20 protein-coding genes and 2 tRNA genes are annotated in these 19,278 nt (G+C 70.4%); 10 read left to right on the top strand and 12 right to left on the bottom strand.

Features of this window, described 5'->3' with window-relative positions:
• Window positions 1–79: 79 nt before the first annotated feature.
• The 4 genes from F4558_RS20945 to F4558_RS20930 are packed head-to-tail and all read right to left on the bottom strand — an operon-like array spanning window position 80 to window position 2,999.
• Window positions 80–1,156: a hypothetical protein gene (locus F4558_RS20945; protein WP_167945653.1), complete on the bottom strand. Its 1,077-nt coding sequence runs from the start codon at window positions 1,154–1,156 to the stop codon at window positions 80–82.
• Window positions 1,153–1,869 carry a DsbA family protein gene (locus F4558_RS20940; protein ID WP_053655556.1) on the bottom strand — a complete coding sequence of 239 codons (717 nt, stop codon included), beginning with the start codon at window positions 1,867–1,869 and terminating at the stop codon, window positions 1,153–1,155. Before F4558_RS20940 ends, F4558_RS20945 begins: the two co-directional genes overlap by 4 nt.
• On the bottom strand, window positions 1,862–2,389 hold the full coding sequence (locus F4558_RS20935) for a MauE/DoxX family redox-associated membrane protein (RefSeq protein WP_167945651.1): 528 nt from the start codon (window positions 2,387–2,389) through the stop codon (window positions 1,862–1,864). Before F4558_RS20935 ends, F4558_RS20940 begins: the two co-directional genes overlap by 8 nt.
• A gap of 31 nt (window positions 2,390–2,420) precedes the next feature.
• Window positions 2,421–2,999 (bottom strand): sigma-70 family RNA polymerase sigma factor, encoded by a 579-nt coding sequence (locus F4558_RS20930; protein WP_053655554.1) that lies wholly within the window; start codon window positions 2,997–2,999, stop codon window positions 2,421–2,423.
• 202 nt (window positions 3,000–3,201) lie between these two features.
• On the opposite strand from F4558_RS20930, the gene F4558_RS20925 reads away from it, so the two are divergent.
• The 3 genes from F4558_RS20925 to F4558_RS32370 all read left to right on the top strand — a co-directional run bounded on the left by F4558_RS20925 (window position 3,202) and on the right by F4558_RS32370 (window position 6,829).
• On the top strand, window positions 3,202–4,866 hold the full coding sequence (locus tag F4558_RS20925) for a copper resistance CopC/CopD family protein (RefSeq protein WP_167945649.1): 1,665 nt from the start codon (window positions 3,202–3,204) through the stop codon (window positions 4,864–4,866).
• Window positions 4,867–4,883: 17 nt separating this feature from the next.
• Complete coding sequence (locus F4558_RS20920) at window positions 4,884–5,621, top strand: YcnI family copper-binding membrane protein (RefSeq protein WP_167945647.1); 738 nt, start codon at window positions 4,884–4,886, stop codon at window positions 5,619–5,621.
• 155 nt (window positions 5,622–5,776) lie between these two features.
• Window positions 5,777–6,829, top strand: coding sequence for a hypothetical protein (locus F4558_RS32370; RefSeq protein WP_369814796.1), 1,053 nt, complete (start codon window positions 5,777–5,779; stop codon window positions 6,827–6,829).
• A gap of 32 nt (window positions 6,830–6,861) precedes the next feature.
• Here the strand turns inward: F4558_RS32370 and F4558_RS20910 are convergent, their stop codons facing one another.
• Window positions 6,862–8,130 (bottom strand): glycosyltransferase family 87 protein, encoded by a 1,269-nt coding sequence (locus F4558_RS20910; RefSeq protein WP_053655551.1) that lies wholly within the window; start codon window positions 8,128–8,130, stop codon window positions 6,862–6,864.
• Between the two features lie 67 nt (window positions 8,131–8,197).
• On the opposite strand from F4558_RS20910, the gene orn reads away from it, so the two are divergent.
• Together orn and F4558_RS20900 are read left to right on the top strand one after the other, a co-directional pair.
• The gene (gene orn / locus F4558_RS20905) at window positions 8,198–8,794 is read left to right on the top strand and encodes an oligoribonuclease (protein WP_082377447.1); all 597 of its coding nucleotides are present in this window, start codon (window positions 8,198–8,200) and stop codon (window positions 8,792–8,794) included.
• Between the two features lie 184 nt (window positions 8,795–8,978).
• Window positions 8,979–9,051: transfer RNA gene (locus F4558_RS20900), tRNA-His, on the top strand.
• A gap of 109 nt (window positions 9,052–9,160) precedes the next feature.
• On the opposite strand, the gene F4558_RS20895 is transcribed toward F4558_RS20900, so the two are convergent.
• On the bottom strand, window positions 9,161–10,441 hold the full coding sequence (locus F4558_RS20895; RefSeq protein WP_053655599.1) for a L,D-transpeptidase: 1,281 nt from the start codon (window positions 10,439–10,441) through the stop codon (window positions 9,161–9,163).
• A 248-nt stretch (window positions 10,442–10,689) separates the two neighbouring features.
• On the bottom strand, window positions 10,690–11,964 hold the full coding sequence (locus tag F4558_RS20890; RefSeq protein WP_053655549.1) for a L,D-transpeptidase: 1,275 nt from the start codon (window positions 11,962–11,964) through the stop codon (window positions 10,690–10,692).
• Between the two features lie 188 nt (window positions 11,965–12,152).
• On the opposite strand from F4558_RS20890, the gene F4558_RS20885 reads away from it, so the two are divergent.
• Window positions 12,153–12,228 (top strand) — tRNA-Lys (locus F4558_RS20885).
• Window positions 12,229–12,284: 56 nt separating this feature from the next.
• On the opposite strand, the gene F4558_RS31310 is transcribed toward F4558_RS20885, so the two are convergent.
• Window positions 12,285–12,599 (bottom strand): tyrosine-type recombinase/integrase, encoded by a 315-nt coding sequence (locus tag F4558_RS31310; protein ID WP_312877379.1) that lies wholly within the window; start codon window positions 12,597–12,599, stop codon window positions 12,285–12,287.
• A gap of 91 nt (window positions 12,600–12,690) precedes the next feature.
• Window positions 12,691–13,683 (bottom strand): glycoside hydrolase family 11 protein, encoded by a 993-nt coding sequence (locus F4558_RS20875; RefSeq protein WP_369814793.1) that lies wholly within the window; start codon window positions 13,681–13,683, stop codon window positions 12,691–12,693.
• Between the two features lie 628 nt (window positions 13,684–14,311).
• Here F4558_RS20875 and F4558_RS20870 point away from each other — a divergent pair.
• A complete protein-coding gene (locus tag F4558_RS20870; RefSeq protein WP_167945643.1) occupies window positions 14,312–15,145 on the top strand; it encodes a MerR family transcriptional regulator in 834 nt (277 codons plus the stop codon).
• A gap of 102 nt (window positions 15,146–15,247) precedes the next feature.
• Here the strand turns inward: F4558_RS20870 and F4558_RS20865 are convergent, their stop codons facing one another.
• Entirely contained in the window at window positions 15,248–15,802 is a 555-nt protein-coding gene (locus tag F4558_RS20865) for an HAD domain-containing protein (RefSeq protein WP_167945641.1), read from the bottom strand.
• Between the two features lie 119 nt (window positions 15,803–15,921).
• Here F4558_RS20865 and F4558_RS20860 point away from each other — a divergent pair, with 119 nt between their 5' ends.
• On the top strand, window positions 15,922–16,356 hold the full coding sequence (locus F4558_RS20860; RefSeq protein WP_312877445.1) for a DUF2867 domain-containing protein: 435 nt from the start codon (window positions 15,922–15,924) through the stop codon (window positions 16,354–16,356).
• Between the two features lie 30 nt (window positions 16,357–16,386).
• Here the strand turns inward: F4558_RS20860 and F4558_RS20855 are convergent, their stop codons facing one another.
• Window positions 16,387–16,875, bottom strand: coding sequence for a polyketide cyclase (locus tag F4558_RS20855; RefSeq protein WP_312877378.1), 489 nt, complete (start codon window positions 16,873–16,875; stop codon window positions 16,387–16,389).
• Window positions 16,876–16,885: 10 nt separating this feature from the next.
• The gene (locus tag F4558_RS20850; RefSeq protein WP_245242178.1) at window positions 16,886–17,620 is read right to left on the bottom strand and encodes a class I SAM-dependent methyltransferase; all 735 of its coding nucleotides are present in this window, start codon (window positions 17,618–17,620) and stop codon (window positions 16,886–16,888) included.
• A 105-nt stretch (window positions 17,621–17,725) separates the two neighbouring features.
• On the opposite strand from F4558_RS20850, the gene F4558_RS20845 reads away from it, so the two are divergent.
• Both F4558_RS20845 and F4558_RS20835 read left to right on the top strand, forming a co-directional pair.
• The gene (locus F4558_RS20845; RefSeq protein ID WP_053655542.1) at window positions 17,726–18,286 is read left to right on the top strand and encodes a kinase; all 561 of its coding nucleotides are present in this window, start codon (window positions 17,726–17,728) and stop codon (window positions 18,284–18,286) included.
• A gap of 227 nt (window positions 18,287–18,513) precedes the next feature.
• A complete protein-coding gene (locus tag F4558_RS20835) occupies window positions 18,514–19,245 on the top strand; it encodes an alpha/beta hydrolase (protein WP_053655541.1) in 732 nt (243 codons plus the stop codon).
• The last annotated feature ends 33 nt before the right edge of the window (window positions 19,246–19,278 follow it).

Genomic DNA, 19,278 nt, shown 5'->3' with positions numbered 1-19,278 from the left:
AATGCGGCGGCAGCAACTGCAAGATCGCGGGGCGGTGAGGTGCGGGGGCGGCACGGGCGGGGCGGTGCCGGGCGTGGCGCTAGGTGCGGGTTGGGGTTGGGGTCCGGGAGGCTGCGTGTAGGCGGAGGACGCCGGCGGCGGTCGCGCCGGCTCCTGTGACCAGCACGACTGCCACCAGCACGCGAGCGATCTCGGGCGGCCAGGGCACCGGGGCGACGGACCGGGCGAACACCGCTGCGTTGCCCACCCCGGCAAAGAGGGCCAGGCAGGCTCCGGCAAGCGCCACCGCGAAGTCGGCGGCCGGGCGGCGGGCCAGCGCGTACGCGCCTGCGGCGAGCGCGCCGAGGCCGGTGAGCAGCGACCACAACTGCCCGCCCAGCAGCCCGAGGAGCACGCCACCCACGCCCTGGGCGCCGGCGTCCAGTTCTCGCCCCACCGGGTAGACCACGGCGACGGTGCCGCCGACGATCAGCAGCACGCCCAGCGCGGCAAGAGCCCGCGTGCCGGCCGGCGCGGCGGCGGCGAGCAGGCCGAGCGCCCCCACCGCGAGCGCCCCCACGATCGTCACCGTCCACCAGGTGTACGCGTCCGGCGGCGGCACCCAGTCCAGCGTGCCGCTGATCCGCGCCGGCTCGGCGCCGTCGCGTAGCGGGATCGTCCAGTCCCGGACGCGGTGCTCGCGGTCGGGCGCGGCGCGTACGGCGGCCGGTGGTGCCGACTCCTGCCAGAGCGCCCGCTGGTCGTGCCAGCGCACTGTGCTGCCGCCGTCGACGCGGCGCCAGGACGGCGGGGCGGCCGGGTCCGCGTCTGCGGGAAGGGTGGTGTCCCCGGCGAGGGTGCGGTTGAGGTACGTGGCGGGGGAGCGGGTGTTCTCGTAGACGCCGTCGGGGCCGACCCGCAGGTACGGCTCACCGGAGTAGCCGATCACCTCGATCGGGCGGCCGGTGCGGTTTGTCAGCTCCAGTCGGGCGCCCGCCTCGATGACCCGTACCTCCAGGCCGGGCCGGGCAGGCGTGACGTCTGTGACGCGGGTGCGGTAGTCGCTGCCGTCCGGGGCGTCCGCGCCGTGCGCGGCGGCGGGCGCCGCCGTCAGCAAGGTCACTGCGCAGGCGGCGGTGGCGACCAGGCCGGCGCGGGCCAGCAGGGTACGGATCACTTGCCGGCCGCCGCCACGGCTGCGGTGAGGCCCTGCGGGCTGCGGTCGGCGAGCGGCTGGCCGTTGATCAGGATGGTCGGTGTGCTGGTGATGTTGTCGCGGCTGGCCTCCTCGGTGACGTGCTCGGTCCACGTCTTGTACGTGCCCTCCTTGACGCAGTCGCCGAACGAGGCCCGGTCGAGGCCCACGGAGGTGCCGATGTCGATCAGTTCGTCGTCGCTGAGCCCGGCGCCGCCCTCCGCTGGCTGCTTGGCGTAGAGCGCCTTGGCGTACTCGTGGAACTTGCCGCCGGCGGCGGCGCAGCCGGAGGCGGCCGACGAGCGGGTGGAGTACGCGGTGGTGGAGAAGCGGTTGAGGTAGGCGACGGGGTGGTAGACCACCTTCGCCTTGTTCTCGGCGGCCAACTGTTCCAGGGTGGGCCCGCTGGTCTGCTCGAACTGGTTGCAGGCCGGGCAGAGGAAGTCCTCGTAGACGTCGATGGTCACCGGGCCGCCGCCGGTGACGATGCCGGTGCCGTCGGCGTTGGCGCCGGGCGGGGTGGTGAAGTCGTCGGACCGTTGGCTGGACCAGGCTGCCCAGCCGATCAGGCCGGCGATGATCAGCACCGCGACGGCGGCGGCGGAGACCCAGATGGTGCGGCGACGTCGACGCTCACGGGCCAGTTGCTGGCGGACCACACGGGCCGCGTCCCGCTGCCCCTTGCGACTACTCATCCTCGTCCTCCACGGCCGGTTCGGCGGACAGCCACCCGTCCACCGAGACGGGCGTACGCGGCCAGATCAGCAGAAATCCGGCCAGTACCAAGAATCCCAGGTCCCGCAGGATCTCCGGGAGGTAACTGGGTGCCTGTCCCTCGGCGAGCTGCCCACCGCTGCCGAAGCAGCCGCAGTCGATGGCCAGACCCCGCGACCACGCCGACGCGATGCCCGCGATGAAGACCAGCAGCAGCACGGCGGAGATCGTCGCGCTGAGCCGGGTGGCCAGCCCGAGCAGCAGCAGCACGCCCAGGGCCAGCTCGACGAAGGGCAGTGCGGCGCCGATCACTGTCGCCACGTCGTACGGCATCACCTGGTAGGCGTTCACGGCCCGGCCGGAGGCGGCCAGGTCGCCGACCTTCGACGCGCCGGCCACCAACCAGACTGCGGCGAGGCCGAGCCGGACCGCGAGGCCGAGCCACTGCCGCACGAGTGACCAGCGGTCGGCCGGGGTGGTGGTGGGTGCTGTCACGGTCATTTGTCGTTCCGTCTCCGCCGGAAGTTCCGGCTCAGCCGGCGAGGGCGTCGCCGACCGCCTGGACGAGTTCGTCTCGGGCCCGGGCGACCCGGGAGCGGATGGTGCCCACTGGCACACCTTCGACGGCGGCGGCCTCGGCGTACGACAGGCCGTGCAGTTGGGTGAGCACGAACGCCGCGCGTCGCTCGGGGCTCAACCGGCGCACGAGGTCGGTGGCCCCGAGTTGCCCGGCCGGGTCCGGATGCGGGTGGTCGGTGTGCGCGTTGCCGGCCAGGCGTTCGTCGAGCCGGCGGCGGCGGACGACGGTGCGGAGGTGGTCGGCGCAGGCCCGCCGGGCGATGCCGAGCAGCCAGGTGCGGGCGGTGGAGCGACCCTCGAACGCCGGCAGGGCCCGGAATGCCCGCAGGTACGTCTCCTGGGTGAGGTCGTCGGCGCTGTCCGGGCTCACCAGGGCGGCGGCGAAGCGCCAGACCTCGGCCTGGGTCAGCCGGACGAACGCGGCCTGGGCCGCCGGGTCGCCGTGGCGGGCGGTCAGCGCCCACTCGGTGGCCTCGTCCCGGACGACGTCACCGGCCGGACCGACACCGAAGTCACGCGCGACGGGGCTCACGACAAACCAGGTTACGCGGCACCCGGCGTAGTGCCAGGGTCCTTCGACCCATGGATGGTCTGCGACACGTCGGGAACTTTTTCCCTCCGGACGCCGACTACCTGCGCATGACACGCGATTCCGTACGCGCGGCGCTGGTGGCTGAGCACAGTTGAGCCACCTGCCTGCCTCGGGTCGCCGATCACCCGGTCCGTCGGCGACCATGACCGTCATGACTGTCGCCCCCCGCCGCTGGATCGCCCGGCTGACTGCCGCCGCCGGCCTCCTGGTCACCGTCGTCACCCTGTTGATCGTGCCCGCCAGTCCGGCCAGCGCCCACGCGGTGCTGTCCCGCACCAGCCCGGCCGCCTCGTCGGTGGTGCCCAGCGGGCCGGCCGAGGTGGTGCTCACGTTCAGCGAGGCGGTCCGCAAGGTTCCCGGCAAGATCCGGGTCGTCGCGCCGGACGGCTCCCGGGCCGACAGGGGTGAGCCGTCCTTCGACGGCGGTGTGGTGACGATCCCGGTGGACCCGAGCGGTGAGCGCGGCACCTACCTGGTGAGTTTCCGGGTGATCTCCGCCGACAGCCACCCGGTCTCCGGCGCCTTCACCTACTCGGTGGGCGCGCCGTCGGCGGCGCCTGTCGACGCCGGGGACGACAGCCGCGCCGACCCGGTGGTGAGCACCGCCGTGAAGGTGGCCCGGTTCCTCGGCTACGCCGGTCTGGTGCTGCTGGTCGGGCCGGTGCTGGTGCTCGCCGCGCTGTGGCCGAGCCGGCTGTCCCGGCGGGGGCCGTCGCGGCTGGCGTGGACCGGTCTCGGTCTGGTCGCCGTGGCCACCGTCGCCGACCTGTGGTTGCAGGTGCCCTACACCGCTGGCGGTGGGCTGTTCGAGGTGACCGGTGAGGGGTTCTCCAGTGTGTTGGGCAGCACATTCGGTGCCGCTCACCTGGTGCGGCTCGGTCTGCTCGCGGCGTCGGCGTTCCTGCTGCGGCCGCTGCTGGCCCGACCGGTCGGCCGGGCCGATGCGATCATCCTGGCGGTGCTGGGCGGGGCAGCCCTGTTGACCTGGCCGCTGGCCGGGCACGCGGCGGCCTCACCGGCGCCGGCGGTCTCCGTGGTGGTCGACGCTGTGCACCTGGGCAGCATGGCGGTCTGGCTGGGCGGCCTGCTGATGCTCGTCGTCTTCCTGCTGCGGCAGGCCGACGAGCGGGAGTTGGGCGCAATCCTGCCGATCTGGTCGCGCTGGGCGGCGCTCGCCGTTTCGGCGCTGCTGCTGGGCGGCATCGTCCAGGCGCTGATCGAGGTCGGCAACCTGGAGGCCCTGTTCGCCACCACGTACGGGCGGCTGCTGCTGGCCAAGGTCGGGCTGTTCGCTGTGGTGATCGCCGTGGCCGCGTACTCCCGGCAGTTGGTGCGCCGACGCACGGCGGCGCAGCGACCGGTGCCGGTGCGTCGGGCCGTCCTGGTGGAGCTGGTAGTGACGGTCGTGGTGCTGGGCCTGTCGGCGACCCTTGTGCAGACCACGCCCGCCCGTACTGCCGTCGCCGAGCCGTCCGGCACCCAGGCCGGGTTCTTCACGGCCACGCTGTCCAGCTCGCTGTTCACCCTCCAGGTCGAGCTGGACCCGGCCGAGCGGGGCAACAACTCGATGCACCTGTACGCGTACACCAAGGACAACCGTCCGCAGCCGGTTGTGGAGTGGCGGGCGACCGCGGCGCTGCCTTCGGCGGGCGTCGAGCCGATCGAGGTCCCGCTGCTGCCGCTGACGGACAACCACGCCTACGGCGACATCAACATGCCGGCCGCCGGCGACTGGCAACTGAAGATCACCGTCCGTACGTCCGACATCGACCAGGCCACGGTGACCGCCACCGTGCCCATCCGTTAGAGAGGTCCACCAAGCCCATGACCCGTCTCCGGCGTACCGCAACCGCCGCTGCCGCCCTGGCGCTCACCGCCGCCGCCACCGCCGTGTTCGGCTTCGCCGGGTCGGCGTCCGCCCACGTCACTGTGAACCCGAAGGACGCCACCCAGGGCGGCTACGCCCGGGTGGCGTTCCGGGTGCCGAACGAGAGCGACACCGCGTCGACCACCAAGCTGGAGGTCGTGCTGCCGGAGAACGCGCCGGTCGGGTCGGTGTCGACGATGCCGGTGCCCGGCTGGACGGTGGCGACCGAGAAGCGCAAGGTGGACCCGCCGATCGAGGTGCACGGCAGCCAGCTCACCGAGGCCGTTTCCAAGATCACTTGGACGGCGACCGGTGATGCGGGGGTGAAGCCCGGCCAGTTCCAGGAGTTCCCGGTCTCGATGGGCCCGCTGCCCAAGGTCGAGTCGATGGTCTTCAAGACGCTCCAGACCTACTCGGACGGCAACGTGTCGCGGTGGATCGACGAGCCGCAGCCGGGCGGCGAGGAGCCGGACAGCCCGGCGCCGGTGCTCACCCTCACCCCGGCGGCGTCAGCGTCGGCCTCTGCTTCGGCCGCGCCCGCCGCGGCGGCCGTCGCATCCGACGATGACGACGACGAGGGCGAGGGCGCCGCGATCGGCCTCGGCGTCGCCGGTCTCGTCGCAGGCCTCGCCGGCCTGGTGCTCGGCGGCCTGGCGTTCGTCCGGACCCGCCGGGAGCCTGCTGCCCGGTCCTGACCCGTCGCTCACCCGCTGGCCCGCCGGAGTTCCCTTCCGGCGGGCCAGCGCGTTCCTGACGGACCGGAACCGGCCGTGCCGTGGATATCCGCTGATCAGGCGGCCTACGTCGGTAAGGTCGGCCGGGTATCTGGCTACGGAGGGGGACGGTGCGAATGCGTTTCGTGCGGGGGATCGCCGGAGTGCTGCTGTTGGTCATCGGGATTCCGGCGCTCCTCGTCGGTGGTGGGCTCTGGCTGGTGACCCGGCACGCCGATCCCGGCGGAGCCTTCACGGCCCGGTTCGAGACGGTCCGCACACCCGGGCACGCCGTCGTCGTCGGCGACCTCGACCGGCTGCTGCGGCAGGAGGTGCCGTTCGCCCGTACCGCCCAGACCCGACTGCGGGTGGACGCGCGTACCCCCGGCGGCCCGGCGTTCATCGGCCTGGCACCCACGGCGGAGGTGCGTCGCTGGCTGGAGCCGGTGCCGCACGCCACGGTCCGCCGCGTCGCGCTGGCCCGGGGTCCGCTGCCGGTCCGACTGGACCCGGCCGGTCCGTCCGTCGCACCGGCGGCCGCCGAGACGGCCAGCCCGTTGGGCCGCCCCTTCTGGGTACGCGAGGGGATCGGCTCGCTGGAGTGGGCCGCCGGCGACCTGGCCGGTGAGCCGATGAGTCTTGTGGTGATGCGCCCGGACGGCGGTGCCGACCTCGCCCTGGACCTGCGGGCGGAGTTGCGGGCGACCTGGACCGGCCCGGCGACGTGGGGTCTGCTCGCCCTCGGGGTGCTGCTGGTGGTGGGCGCGGTGCTGCTCCTGCTGCGACCGCAGCGCCCCCGCGAGGTGGTCTTCGTCGTCGAACCGGACCAGGTGCCGGTGCTGGCCGGCCGGCTCGGGGTCACCTCGCTGAGCGGCCTCGGCGTCCGGGATCCCGGGGCCGCGGCGCCGATGCCTGCGGTGCGGCAGCTCGCTCCGGTCGGCTCGGGGGAGCGACCCCGCTCGGCCATCGGCGCCGAGCCCGCCCGCCGACCGGCCACGCTCGGCGACCTGGACGAGGCGTCCGGGCAGCCCCGCCCGCCCGAGGTGACGTTGAGCCTGGCCTGGCCACCCGCGGCGGCGGAGCCGACGGCCCAGCCGGTGGTGGTGGACGAAACGGCGAGCGGCCCTCCGCGCTGCCGACGCGGAGGGCCGCTCTCACCGGGGGATCGGTGCTACCCGAGCGACGCTTGAGGTAGATGAGACCAGATTAGCCGTGATCGTGGCTACCGGGGAACTCTGTCCATTTGATGCGATTTTTCGGTGATCCGGCTCGATCGGATCGGCAGGGCTGCCAGCAGGAGCAGGCAGAGCAGCACGTAGCTGTTCTGCGTGACGAAATCCACCGGATCATGGGTGCGGACCGGGTCCGTGCCCCATTTCTGGAAGGTCACCACCCCGTAGGTGATCACAGCGGTGGTGCCCAGCGCGAGCGCGGCCGACCACCAGCGCCGACGTGACTCGTCCGGCCGGTCGGCGCTGAGCGCCACGTCGACGAGCAGCACCATCGCCGGCACGAACCAGTAGATGTGGTGGGTCCAGGTGATCGGGCTGACCAGGGCGCCCACCAACCCGGTAAGGGTCAGACCCGTCAGCAGGTCACCGGCGCGCGCGGCGCGGGCTGCCCGCCACAGCCCGTAGCCGACCACCACGGCCACCAGCAGCAGCCACAGCACCCGGTCGGGTTTCTCCGGCGCGGTGAACCGACTGAGCAGGCCGAACAGCGACTGGTTGCCGACGTAGTCGGTGCGGCCCACGCGCTCGGTGTCCCACAACTCCTGGGTCCAGAACCGCCACGAGTCGCTCGGGGCGATGGCCGCCGCGAGCAGCGTCGCCGCCGCCGCGGTCGCGCTCGCCACCACTGCGGCCCGCCACCTCCGGGTGGCCAGCAGGTACACGATGAAGATGCCCGGGAAGAGCTTGAGCGCCGTCGCCAGCCCCACCCCGACCCCGGCCCAGCGCCGCGCCTGCGGAACGGCGAACAGCAGGTCGCCCAGGATCAGCACGACGAGCAGCATGTTGATCTGCCCGAAGGTGATCGTCTCGCGGGTGCTCTCCACGGCCAGCACCAGCAGCACAGCCACGACCAGTGTGAACGTCCGTGGCAGGCCGTGCCGGGCGATCACCGGCAGCACCAGCCACCGCGTGGTCAGCACCACCGCCAGAACTGTGAACACCGTGAAGATCGTCACGGTGACGCCGAGCCGCAGCAGACCGAACGGCCACAGCAACAATGCGCTGAACGGCGGATAGGTGAAGTACAGCGCGCCCTGCACCCGGTCCGGCTGGACGTAGTCGTAGAGCGGATGGCCCGTCGTCCACCAGTCCATCGCCGACATGTAGATCTTCAGGTCGAAGAAGTTGTGCACCAGGCCGGGCAGGTAGAGCGCCGGCAGCACGGCCAGCAGCGCCACAACCGCGACCAGCCGGCGCACCGCACGACCGCCGGGATCGTCGTCGGTGACGGCGGGTGGCGCTATCGGATCGGCTGGCACTTGAGAAACCCTAGCGGTCCGCCCGGCCGAGAGCCCGCAGCCGCGGGGTGTGGGCTGCGCGTAGGCTGTGCCGGTGGCTGATCTCCTCGTCTGGATCGACTGTGAGATGACCGGGTTGGACCTCGGCAGGGACAAACTGATCGAGGTTGCGGCACTGGTCACCGATCCCGACCTCAACGTGCTGGGTGACGGTGTCGACGTGGTGATCCACGCCGACGAGGCCGCGTTGGAGGCGATGCCGGAGATCGTCCAGACGATGCACGCCAAATCCGGCCTCACCGAGGAGGTCCGCCGCTCGGCTGTCACCCTCGCCGAGGCCGAGGACCTGGTGCTGGAGTACGTCAGGAGCTTCGTCAAGGACCCGCGTACCGCGCCGCTGTGTGGCAACTCGATCGCCACCGACCGTGGCTTCATCGCCCGGGACATGCCCCGCCTCGACGCGCACCTGCACTACCGCATGATCGACGTCTCGTCGATCAAGGAGCTGTGCCGCCGCTGGTACCCACGGGTCTACTTCGGCCAGCCGCAGAAGGGCCTGGCGCACCGGGCGCTCGCGGACATCCGGGAGAGCATCCGGGAGTTGGAGTACTACCGGCGCACGATCTTCGTCCCGCTGCCCGGCCCCGACGTCGACACGGCGAAGGCGATCGCCGCCGAGCTCTAACCGACGGGCGAAGGAAGGGCACCTTGTTAACGCCTGGTGTATAGGAAGGGGCCCTTCCTAACACCGGGGGTGTCTGTGACTGCCACACGGGGGAGCGGGCAACCCGGTGGACGTGGGTGGTTGGAGTGTGGCTATTATTGGTCCGCACCCCGCCCGGGGCGATCGACCGGGCGACGGCAGCATGGTGGCTGTAGCTCAGTTGGCAGAGCACCGGGTTGTGGTCCCGGTTGTCGTGGGTTCAATTCCCATCAGTCACCCAGCTAGCTTCACTGCTCAGGCCCCCTCCCACGAGGGGGCCTGAGTCGTTCCAGGGGACGGCGCACACGGGAGCCCTCTCCGTGGAGAGAAGGCTCCCGTCGCTGTCGATCAGGGCGTGGGCGTCGGGGCGGTGGCGCCGTCCGGGGTCGGTGAGGTGTCCGGGTCGGCCGGCGGCTCGTACGGTAGGGCACTGCCCTTGACGTACTGCTCCCAGCTCATGTTCCAGTCCGTCCAGCCGTTGCCGTTCTGGAGCTTGCGCTCGGTGCCCTTGACCGTGATGGGGTCACCGACCTGGGTGTTCTTGAACAGCCACTCGCCGTTGGCCATCGACACGTTCACGCAGCCGTGCGACACGTTGACACTGCCTTGCTGGCCCTCGGACCAGGGCGCCGCGTGGATGAACTCGCCACCCCAGGTGAGCCGCTGCGCGAAGTCAATCTTGGTGCGGTAGCCCTCCTCGGGTCCGAGCTCCTCGAACGTGTCGAAGACCGTCTTGCGCAGCTTCTCGATCACCACCATCGTCCCGCTGGACGAAGGGGTGCTCTTCTTGCCGAGGCTCACCGGAATTGTCTTGATCACGGAGCCGTTGCGGGTCACCGTCATGCGCTTCGTCTTGTTGTCGACCGTCATGATCACCGACGGGCCGATCTTGATGTCCACGTTGAGGTCGGCGCGGCCGTACCAGCCCTCACCCAGCGGCAGGCCGCCGGCCTGGATCCGGTAGGAGACCTTGCTGTCGGCCTTCCAGAACTCCTTCGGCCGGTAGCGGATCTCGGTGGGGCTGACCCAGTGCCAGATGCCCTCCTGGGCCGGCGTGGAGGTCACCGTCATGCGGCGCTGCACGTCGTCGCGGTAGTCCTCCGGGATGCCCCGGCTGAACTTCACGATCAGCGGCATCCCGACACCGACCACCTGGTTGTCGCCGAGGAAGCTGCTCACGCGTACCTGATTGGTGGGCTTGGCCATCGTGGTGAACGTGCTGGTCGCGGTGGCCGGGCGGCCGTCGTCGCCGGTGGCGGTGACAGTGGCGGTGTAGCTCGTGCCGTACGCCAGGGCGCCCGTCGGAAGCCAGGTCTTGCCGTCGGCGGACAGCGCGCCCTCGACGGCCTTGCCGGCCGCGTCCTTCAGCTCGACGGCGGTCTCCACGGCGTCCTTCGTGGTGAAGGTGATGCCTGTCGACGCGGGCACGTCCTTCGCGTCGGCCGCCGGTTCGCTGATCGTCGCCGCCGCCTTCGGTGCTGCGCTCTCGCCGCCGCCCTGCCACGAGGACGGCTTGCCGCCGCCGTCGGTGCACGCGGAGGTCAAGGCCAGCGCCGCGGCGAGAAGCCCCGCCGCGAACACGCGGCGTCGCCCACCGGGCCGGTTCAGCTGGTGCTGGCTAGCTCGCATGATGTCCTCACAGTCGTGGTCCCTGCCCCATCGTCTCTTACTGACGCGCCAGCGCAGGCCCCGGTTGCCGAGGGTGAACCCGAACACGCCGATGAATGTCGGATTCTTGCTATTATCGGCGATTCGTGAGCCTGGCTCGTCTCCGCGTCGGGACGAGGGCCGCCGCCGGCGCCGTCGCGCCACGGGCAGATGCAAGGGTACGCGCCGACCCCCGCCTCGGGCGGGGGCCGGCGCGGAACATCGGTCGCTCAGAGAGCCGGACCCGAACCACCCTCGGGTACCGGCAGCGCGCTGCCCTTGACGAAGTCCGACCAGCTCAGGCTCCACGCCGTCCAGCCGTTGCCGGCGGCGAGCTTGCGCTCAGTGCCCTTCACCGTGATCGGATCACCGACCCGCGTCCTCTCGAACAACCAGCGGGCGTTCGCCGTCGACACGTTCACGCAGCCGTGCGAGACGTTCTGCCGCCCCTGCACGTGCTCCGACCAGGGCGCGGCGTGGATGTACTCGCCGCCCCAGGTGAGCCGCTGGGCGAACTCGATGTCGGTGACATAACGGTTCGCCGGGTTCGGGTCGTCGCGGGTGTCGAAGACAGTGGCCGCCTTCTTCTCCATCACGACCATCGTGCCGCTCGACGACGGGGTGCTCTTCTTGCCCAGGCTCACCGGGATGGTGCGTACGACAGTGCCGTTCTCGTACACGGTCATCTTCTTGGTGGCGTTGTCGACCTTCATCACGAACGACCGGCCGATCTTCGCCGTGGCCTTGCGGTCGATGTCGCCGTACCTGCCGTTGCTGAGCGGCATGCCGGCAAGCGCGATCCGCACGGTGATGGTGGTGCCCGGCTTCCAGTACTCAGGCGCGCGGTAGTACGCCTGCGTGCCGTTGGCGACCCAGTGCCACGCCCCCGGCTGCGGCGGGTCGGTGTGGACGAACATCCGCTTCTGCACCGCCGCCCGGTCCTTCTTCGGGATGCCCGGGTGGAACTCGGTGACCACCGGCATGGCCACCCCGTAGCTCTTGTCGTCGAAGAGGTACAGGCCCGACCCGATCGTCGACTTCGGCTTGGCCATCGTGGTGAACGTGCTGGTGCCCTGGCTGGTCGTGCCGTCCGACCCGCTCGCCGTCACCGTGGCGGTGTAGCTGGTGCCGTACTTCAACGGAGCGTTCGGCACCCACGCCGAACCGTCAGTACGCAGCTTGCCCTCCACCGCCTTGCCGTCGGCGGCGGCCAGGGTCACCGAGGACACCTTGCCGCCGTCCGGGACCTTGGCGCTGATCTCCGTGCTCACGGGCCTGTTCTTCGTGCCGTTGGCCGGGCTCAACGTCAGCGCCGGCCCGCTCGGCGTCGCCGGCTTCGACGGCTCGGCCGTGCCCGGAGCGGCGCTGGCGCTCGGCTCCGTGCTCGCCTGGGCCCCGCCAACGAATTCCGGCTTCTTCTGCTCGTCGCCGCACCCGGTCAGTGCCAGCGACGCCGCCAGGGTCAGAGCGCCCACCACCGCCCCGGCTCGCGTGAACCGTGCCATCCCCACCTCTGTTCTCGCGTACCTGGCGGACATCGTGCCGTATCAGCGCCTACGCCCACGCACCTGTCTCAGTAGCGCTGGAGTATTTGTGGGCCTTTGTCCAGTAAGCTCGACCGAAGGGGGGACCCGGGTAACCGGATTGGAGCCCGGCTCAGCGGGGTGCTAATCTTCTCTCCGTTGCCGAACGAGCGCCGCTAGCTCAACTGGCAGAGCAGCGGACTCTTAATCCGCGGGTTCGGGGTTCGAGTCCCTGGCGGCGCACCAGCGAGAAGAGATCAGGCCCGGTCCGGTTGGACTGGGCCTGATCCCTTTTCTGAGCCCTACGCATAACCAAGCTTGTCCGTGGTCGAGCGCTGCGCCTGGCGGGTCACCTCCACGTAGATCAGCTTGGTGATGGCCGGGGAGCTGTGCCCGGGCACGTCTTGAATCCGCTCGATCGGCACGCCCTGTTCGTAGAGGAGCGTCGCGCACGAGTGGCGCAGGTCATGGAAGCGGACCCGACGAAGCCCGGCCAGCGCCAAGAGCCGGACGAGGTGCCGGTTCAGGTTCCGCGGCTCGCTGAGGTATCGATGCCAGTAGTGAAGACCAGGTCGAAGTCCTGCACCGGTCGCCCGTGACCTTCCGTTCAGCCTCACGCGAAACCCGGGGGGTCGTGTCCTGAACGCGACGACGGGTGGCGTGCCGGCACCGGCCGGCACGCCACCCGCAAGGGTCGGTGGGTCGGGGTCAGCTGGTCCGGCAGGAGACCGTCGGCCAGGTCCAGTTGTTGTTGGCCATGATCGTGATGCCGAAGTTGTTGCCGTTGCCGTTCGGCCTGGCGGTGACGGTGCCCGTGGTGCCGCTGACCGAGGCGTTCCAGCTGTTCTGGATGCTCTGGCCGCCGTTGAGCCCGAGGCTGACCACCCAGTTGTTGGTGCCGCTGACCGCCACGTTCAGGTTGAACCGGTCACCCCACCGCTCGGCAGCCGACAGCACTGCGGTGCAGTTGCCGTTCGCGGGCGGGGTGGTCGGACCGGTGGTCGGCCCGGTGGTGGGGTTGCCCCCGCCGCCTTCCCAGACGTTGATGTCCGAGCTGCCCTGGCTCTGGTAGCCCTCGGTCGCCATGACCTGGTAGGCGTGGTTGCTGCCCAGGTTCAGGCCGGCGCGGGCCCAGGCGTCGAAGTGGTTGGCGGTGGTGATGGTGCCACTCGAACGCTTCTGCTGACGGACGCTCCAGTACTGGTAGAACGTCTGGTTGCCGTCGATCGACGGGGCGTTGACCCGCTGGCTGCGGAGGATGTCGTAGGTGCCGCCGTCAGTGGTGACCGTACCCAGCCGCTGGGCGCCGCTGCTCGGGTTGTAGCTGCCGAAGTTCTCCACCACGTAGTACTCGATGAGCGGGTTCCGCGTCCATCCGTACAGGGCGAGGTAGGTGTTGTTGTTGCCCGGGTTGTAGTTGCCCGAGTAACTGACCGTCCGTCGGCTGCCGGTGGCCCAGCCCTTGCCGCCGACCCAGTTGTTGGTGCTCCTGTCCCAACTGCTGCTGTACCGGCCGTCGGCGCGCAACGTCATGCTGGCGTTGCCGCTGTCCTTCCAGAACGAGAAGTAGTAGCCGTTGTGTGTGCCGGTGAGGTTCGAGGTGAGGGTCCGGTCGGCCTCGGCGTGCGCGTTGGGGCTGGCGATGAACGTGCCGGTGACAGCGAGCGCCGCAGCGCACGCGGCGCTGAGGAGCAGCCGCATGCGACTGCTCTTTCGCGGCCTGGTCGAGGTGTCCTTCATGTACGTGTTCCTCCTCGTGACAGCTGGTGGTGGCCAGCGCCGCGATGTGACCCCGCGGGCTGTCGGTGGCCAGGTGCGGCAGCCGGTGTTCGGCGTATCACCCCGTGGTAGGTGGACGGCCCTCCTGTGCGACCGAGACGGGTCGCGGTGAATCGAGATCATTGAGGGGCGTCGATGGCAATCGTATGGCCCCGATTCTGAGCCCGTCAACAATTTCCGAAATATTACCGGAACATTTTCTTGGTGACGTGGTGTCTCAGGTAGCTCCAACTGGCTGCTAGCCTTGCTCATCCTGCCAGGCATGGTCAGCCGTTGTCCCGGGTGGGAGCGGTGGCCCGCAGCCAAGCCACCGAAACTTCCAGTCCGGGCCGGGCCTTGGCCGTGCCAGCGAGGGGCGGCGCTCTCTGCACCGGACCTGTCGCTCAGCCCGCCGCCAATCAGTTGGAGATCGGCAAGTCCGGCAGGTACCTCTGACGTGACAGCGATAAATGTCCTGACCAGGCGTTCCTGCCTGGTCAGGACATTTGCATTCGTGGTCGAAGACGAGCGCGCTTGCCCTTGTGGTTACTGGAGAGGGCAGTCTGGGGTCATGTTGTCGATCAGCGAGTTCAGCCAGATGTGCCACCTGTCACCTCAGGCGTTGCGCTTCTACCACGCCGAAGGGCTGCTCGTGCCCGCCGGAATCGACGAACGGACCGGCCACCGCTCGTACGCCTTCGACCAGGTGGAACGCGCCATGCTGATCACGTTGCTGCGGGACACCGGAATGAGCGTGAAGCTCGTCCGGCGGGCCCTCGACGAACCGGACCAGGCGGTCGCCCTGCTCGACCGGCACAGCGACGAGGTCGACCGGCAACGCCGGGCCCAGGCCGAGGCGATCACGGCCGCCCGCGCCGTCTTCGAGGCACAGCCCGAGCCGCAGCTACGGCACGTACCTGCCACGACCGTGGTGGGGCGGCTCGTTCCCGGCACGCCCCTGGGCCGGGACGCGCAGGAATGGGATCGGGCGGAGGACATCCTCCTGGCGGCGGCGACCGAACTGGTCACCACTGTGACGCAGGCCGGCGTCACCTGCCTGGGCGGGCCTTGGCGGACCCTGGCGCTGGAGACGCAGGAACAGGACCGGAAGGTGCTCGACGGCGTCGGACCCTTCTGGATCGTCAAGGTAGCGGTGGCGGGCACCTCGGAGACGCTGCCGAGCCTGCCCGCCGACCTGATAGTGCAGACGTGCGACGCCCACGAGGAGTTGTCGATCCTCATGCCCGGCCGTAACACAATGGCCAAGTACTGCACGGTGGTGCTGCGCCTGCTCGACGCTCCTCCGCTTGACGGCGACCGGTTCGTCAACCTTGCCCGCCTGCGTCAGGAAGTCCGGCCCGATGGCGTACTGAGCAGCGCGCCGGTCGAACGACGGCCAGCGTGACCCACCGGGCACGCCTCGGTCAACCGCGCAGGCGCGATGCCGCGTCGCTGCTGTTCCGAGGTACGGGGAAGGCGCCGCCCGAGGGTCCGCAGCAATACCTCCTCACCCTGACGAGGCCGGCCGCACGTCGCGGCGATCCTTGACCCCGCCCAGGATCTGCATGAGCCAGTTCTCGATGACGGTGAAGTCCCGCTCGGTCAGCCCGCGACGTGGATCGACCCGATGCAGTAGGGCCGCACCGAGGTGATGAGCCGACACCCAGTCCTGATCGGCGTGGGTGATCTCGTCGTCAACCCAGACGAAGGCGCGTCCCTGCGCCCACTCGACCAGCCCAGGGGTCTTCCAGTGCAGGTGCCTCACCTCGTCGGAGTCGGGCCAGTCCACGACCGGCAGAGGTGGTAGCCCGAGCAGCGGCGCGAGCACGTCGTTCGCATCGTTCATCCAGGTCGTCGCCCACACCAGGTCACATGGCAGGGCCTCCAGTCGTCGCCCGTGTTCCGGGTTGACCTTGTGCAGCAGGGGATGGGCATCGGCCGGTGGGACCGGTGCATCGCTGACACGCGGAATGCCCGGCTGAGCCGCTGTGGGTGTTCCGAACGGGATGAGGGTGCCGTCCACGTCAAGCAACAGCAACGGACGCGGCGCGGGGTCGGACATGACCCAAGAGGCTAGACCTCGCACCGCCGCCGACCACATCCGCGCGCTTGCCCAGGTGCAACACCCTGCACGGCGCCGTGGCCCGTCGTGGTGACTCAGGCGGTGAGTAGCCGGACGGTCTGGTCGACCTGGCCGACGCCTACTCGCTGCGGGTGCCACCCGGCACCACCACCGATCCGAATGACTGGGCGGCTGCGGTCTTCCGCAATCCTCCCCGCGTTGTGGTCGCGCTGCTGCGTCTGCGGAACCGGCTGGTCACCACGATCGGCGTCGAGCGAAGCGACGCTTCGGACTTCGACACCATCGCCCGCACCGACAATGAAGTGCTGCTCGGCACCGACGCCGGCCACCTGACCTTCCGAGCCAGCGTTCTGGTCCAGCCGGACCTCGGCGGCACGACGATCACCGTGGCCACCCTGGCGGCGGCCCGTTCCCGGGCCGGCCGCGCCTACCTTGCCGCCGTACGCCTCGTACACCCGCTGGTGGTCAGGGCGATGCTGCGCCACGCCGGCCGCACCGCCGTCGCCCCTTGGCGGTCTACCGGCCGCGCCTGAGGCGACAGTGCCGCCGGACGGCGTACCCGGTCAGTGGTCCGGGTGTGCGTCCTGCTCGGCGAGCCGCTTGAGGGTCAGCAACTGCCGGCGGGCCATCACCAGATCCCCGAGACACAGCCCGAGGGCGAGCACCCGGTTCGTCCGCATGACGACCTTGAGCAGCAGGCGCGTGGTGTTCGCCGCGTCCGGCACCACGACGTACGACAGGACCGCGCCCATGATCTCGCCGGTCAGGTGGTGTCCCGGCGCGACGGCGAGGATCCGGCCCCGCCTGCGTCCACCGGCGGTGGTGAACGCCTCGCCCACCACCGGCTCGGGAAGCGCCGCCAACCGTTGCGGTGAGCGCCGGCCGAGATTGTCGATCCAGTCGTACGCGTACGGCGCGAGCCGGATCTGGGAGACCCACTGCCACACCGCGGCCGGTGGGGCGTCCACGCTCACCCCGCGCCAGGCTCGCAAGGTGGGTACGGGGACGAAGTCGTCACACGGGTAGCGGCGAAGCGTCTCGTCGTCGGACACGCCCCACCGGTCACCGAGCATCGGCCCGGCCCAACACCAGCGTCGTGCGCAGGTCCAGCACGACGCTGCCGCCGAAGTCGTCCACCAGCCGGTCGAGGGCGTCGATCCCGCGCCGCTGCTGCTCCGGGGTCCGGGACAGGTACGGCCCGAACGTGCGCACCAACGCCAGGTACCGCGCCTTGTCCAGCCGTAGCTCCCGCCGAAACACCTCCCGGCGTACGTCGTCGAACTGTCCGCTCTCGACGATGTCCCTGTGGAACCAGTCGACCGGACGGTCCCGCATCTCCGGGGCGACCGCGTGCAGCGCGGACCGTACGGCGGCCTGCTGGTCGGCGTCGGCGTAGCCGTACCGGTGCGCGAAGACGGCGAGGGTGCCGCCGGGCGCCAAGGCGCGGCGGGCGTGTGTGTTGCGGGTGGCCGGGTCGAGCCAGTGCCAGGCCGTGGCGCAGGCCAGCACGTCCGCCCCACCTGCCGGCGGGGCCCACAGTTCGAAGGTGGTCACCTCGACGCGGGCGTCCGGGAAGCGCTCGGCGAGTCGGGCGGCCATCAGCTCGTCGGGCTCGACGCAGGTCAGCGGCGCGCCGATGCTTACCAGTACGTCGGTGCCCTTTCCGGTGCCCGCGCCGATGTCGACCACGGACGCCGGTCTGCCTCCGTGGTAGGCGAGGACTGCCTCGGCGATCTCCGGCGGATAGTCGGGCCGGGCGTGCTCGTAGAGGTCGGCCACTCCGCCGAAGACGTCCATCGCCACATGCTCACCTTCTGCTGCCCGCTGGAAGCAGGATAGAGCTTCGACCAGTCCCCGACAGACCGCGAGAATTGGCCCTCGCGCGACGTACCAGGAGGCATCGTGGTCGCTGAACCCACTGGTAGCCCTGACACGATCCTCGTCTGCGTCCGGGGCAACTCCGGCTCGGGCAAGAGCAGCATCGCCCGGGAGCTACGACGCCGGCACGGCCGGGGGTGCGCCCTTGTCGAGCAGGACTACCTGCGCCGCATCGTCCTCCGCGAACGGGACAAGCCCGGCGGCGCCGCACCCGCCCTGATCGAGCAGACCGCCCGGTTCGCCCTCGACCACGGCTACCACGTGGTGCTGGAGGGCATCCTGTACAGCAGGCATTACCGGACCATGCTCACCTCCCTGCGGGATGGCCACCGAGGGCGGTCGCTGTTCTGCTACCTCGACGTGTCCCTGGCCGAGACCCTGCGCCGGCACCTCACCCGCCCCCAGGCCGATGAGTTCACCGCCGAGCAGATGAGCGGCTGGTACGCCGCGTATGACGTCCTGGGCTGGCCGGACGAACTCGTCCTACCCGAGACCACGGGCCTGGACGAGGCCGTCGAGGTCATCGCCGCTGCTTCCGGGCTGCCCCAGAACGGACGCGACGACGACCTGCTCGCGCCCCCGTAGTGCGGCCGTCCAGCACCGTCCGCCAGTGTCGGTCCATCCGGCCACGGAGCCTCCGCAAACCCGCTTGGCGGAGCACGACGACCACTGCTACTTTCCCTGAGGCCGTGCGAGAGAACGAGGAGGTGGTATCCGTGAACGTATCGACATGGGTGCTTCCCTCCGGGGTCACGGTCGGGCGATAGGTCGTCCGGGAGCGCCGTTCACGAGCACTCCCGAAAGGCACGACGATGCAGTTCACTTCTGAGCGGCACCTCGACGACGATGTCCTCGAGCGCGAGTTCACCCTCGGTGAGATCCCCGGCATCCTGTGGACGCCCGCATCCGTACCTGCGCCGGCGCCGTTGATCCTGGTCGGCCACCCCGGCGGGCTGCGCAGGATGTACCCCCGACTCGTGGCCCGGGCGCGGCACTCTGCGGCGGAGGGCTTCGCCTCCGCCACCATCGAACTCCCCGGAGCCGGCGACCGGCCTCGTTCCGCCGCCGCTGAGCAGGCCCGCGCCGACCTGCGCCGGGCGCTGGAGGCGGGCGAGCCGGTCGATGACGAGATCGTCGACAGGCTTGTCCTTCCACTTGTCGACAAGGCCGTCCCGGAATGGCGGTCCGCCTTGGACGCCCTCCTTGCGCTGCGGGAGATCGGCGGTCCGGTCGGGTATTCGGGAGGGGTGATCGCCATCGGGCTCCGGCTGGCGGTGGTCGAGCCGCGCATCTCGGCGGCCCTTCTGTTCGCCGGGAGTTTCGTGCCCCGCGCGATGTTCGAGGAGGCCCGGCAGGTAACTATTCCGCTGCAGGTCCTGCTGCAGTGGGACGACGATGGGAACGACAGGCAGATGGCCCTGGACCTGTTCGACGCCTTCGGCTCCAAGGAGAAGACGTTGCACGCCAACATGGGCGGGCACACCGGCGTCCCGCAGTTCGAGGGCGACGCAGGAAACCGGTTCTTCGTCCGGCACCTGACGTGAGGCCGAGCGCCGGCCCGGCAATCATCAGATGAT

Origin of the sequence: Micromonospora profundi (genome assembly GCF_011927785.1) — a bacterium.
In the GTDB taxonomy this organism is placed as follows: Bacteria; Actinomycetota; Actinomycetes; order Mycobacteriales; family Micromonosporaceae; genus Micromonospora; species Micromonospora profundi.
Note: the sequence above shows the minus strand (reverse complement) of the source record. Positions and strands in the feature narration are given on the sequence as shown.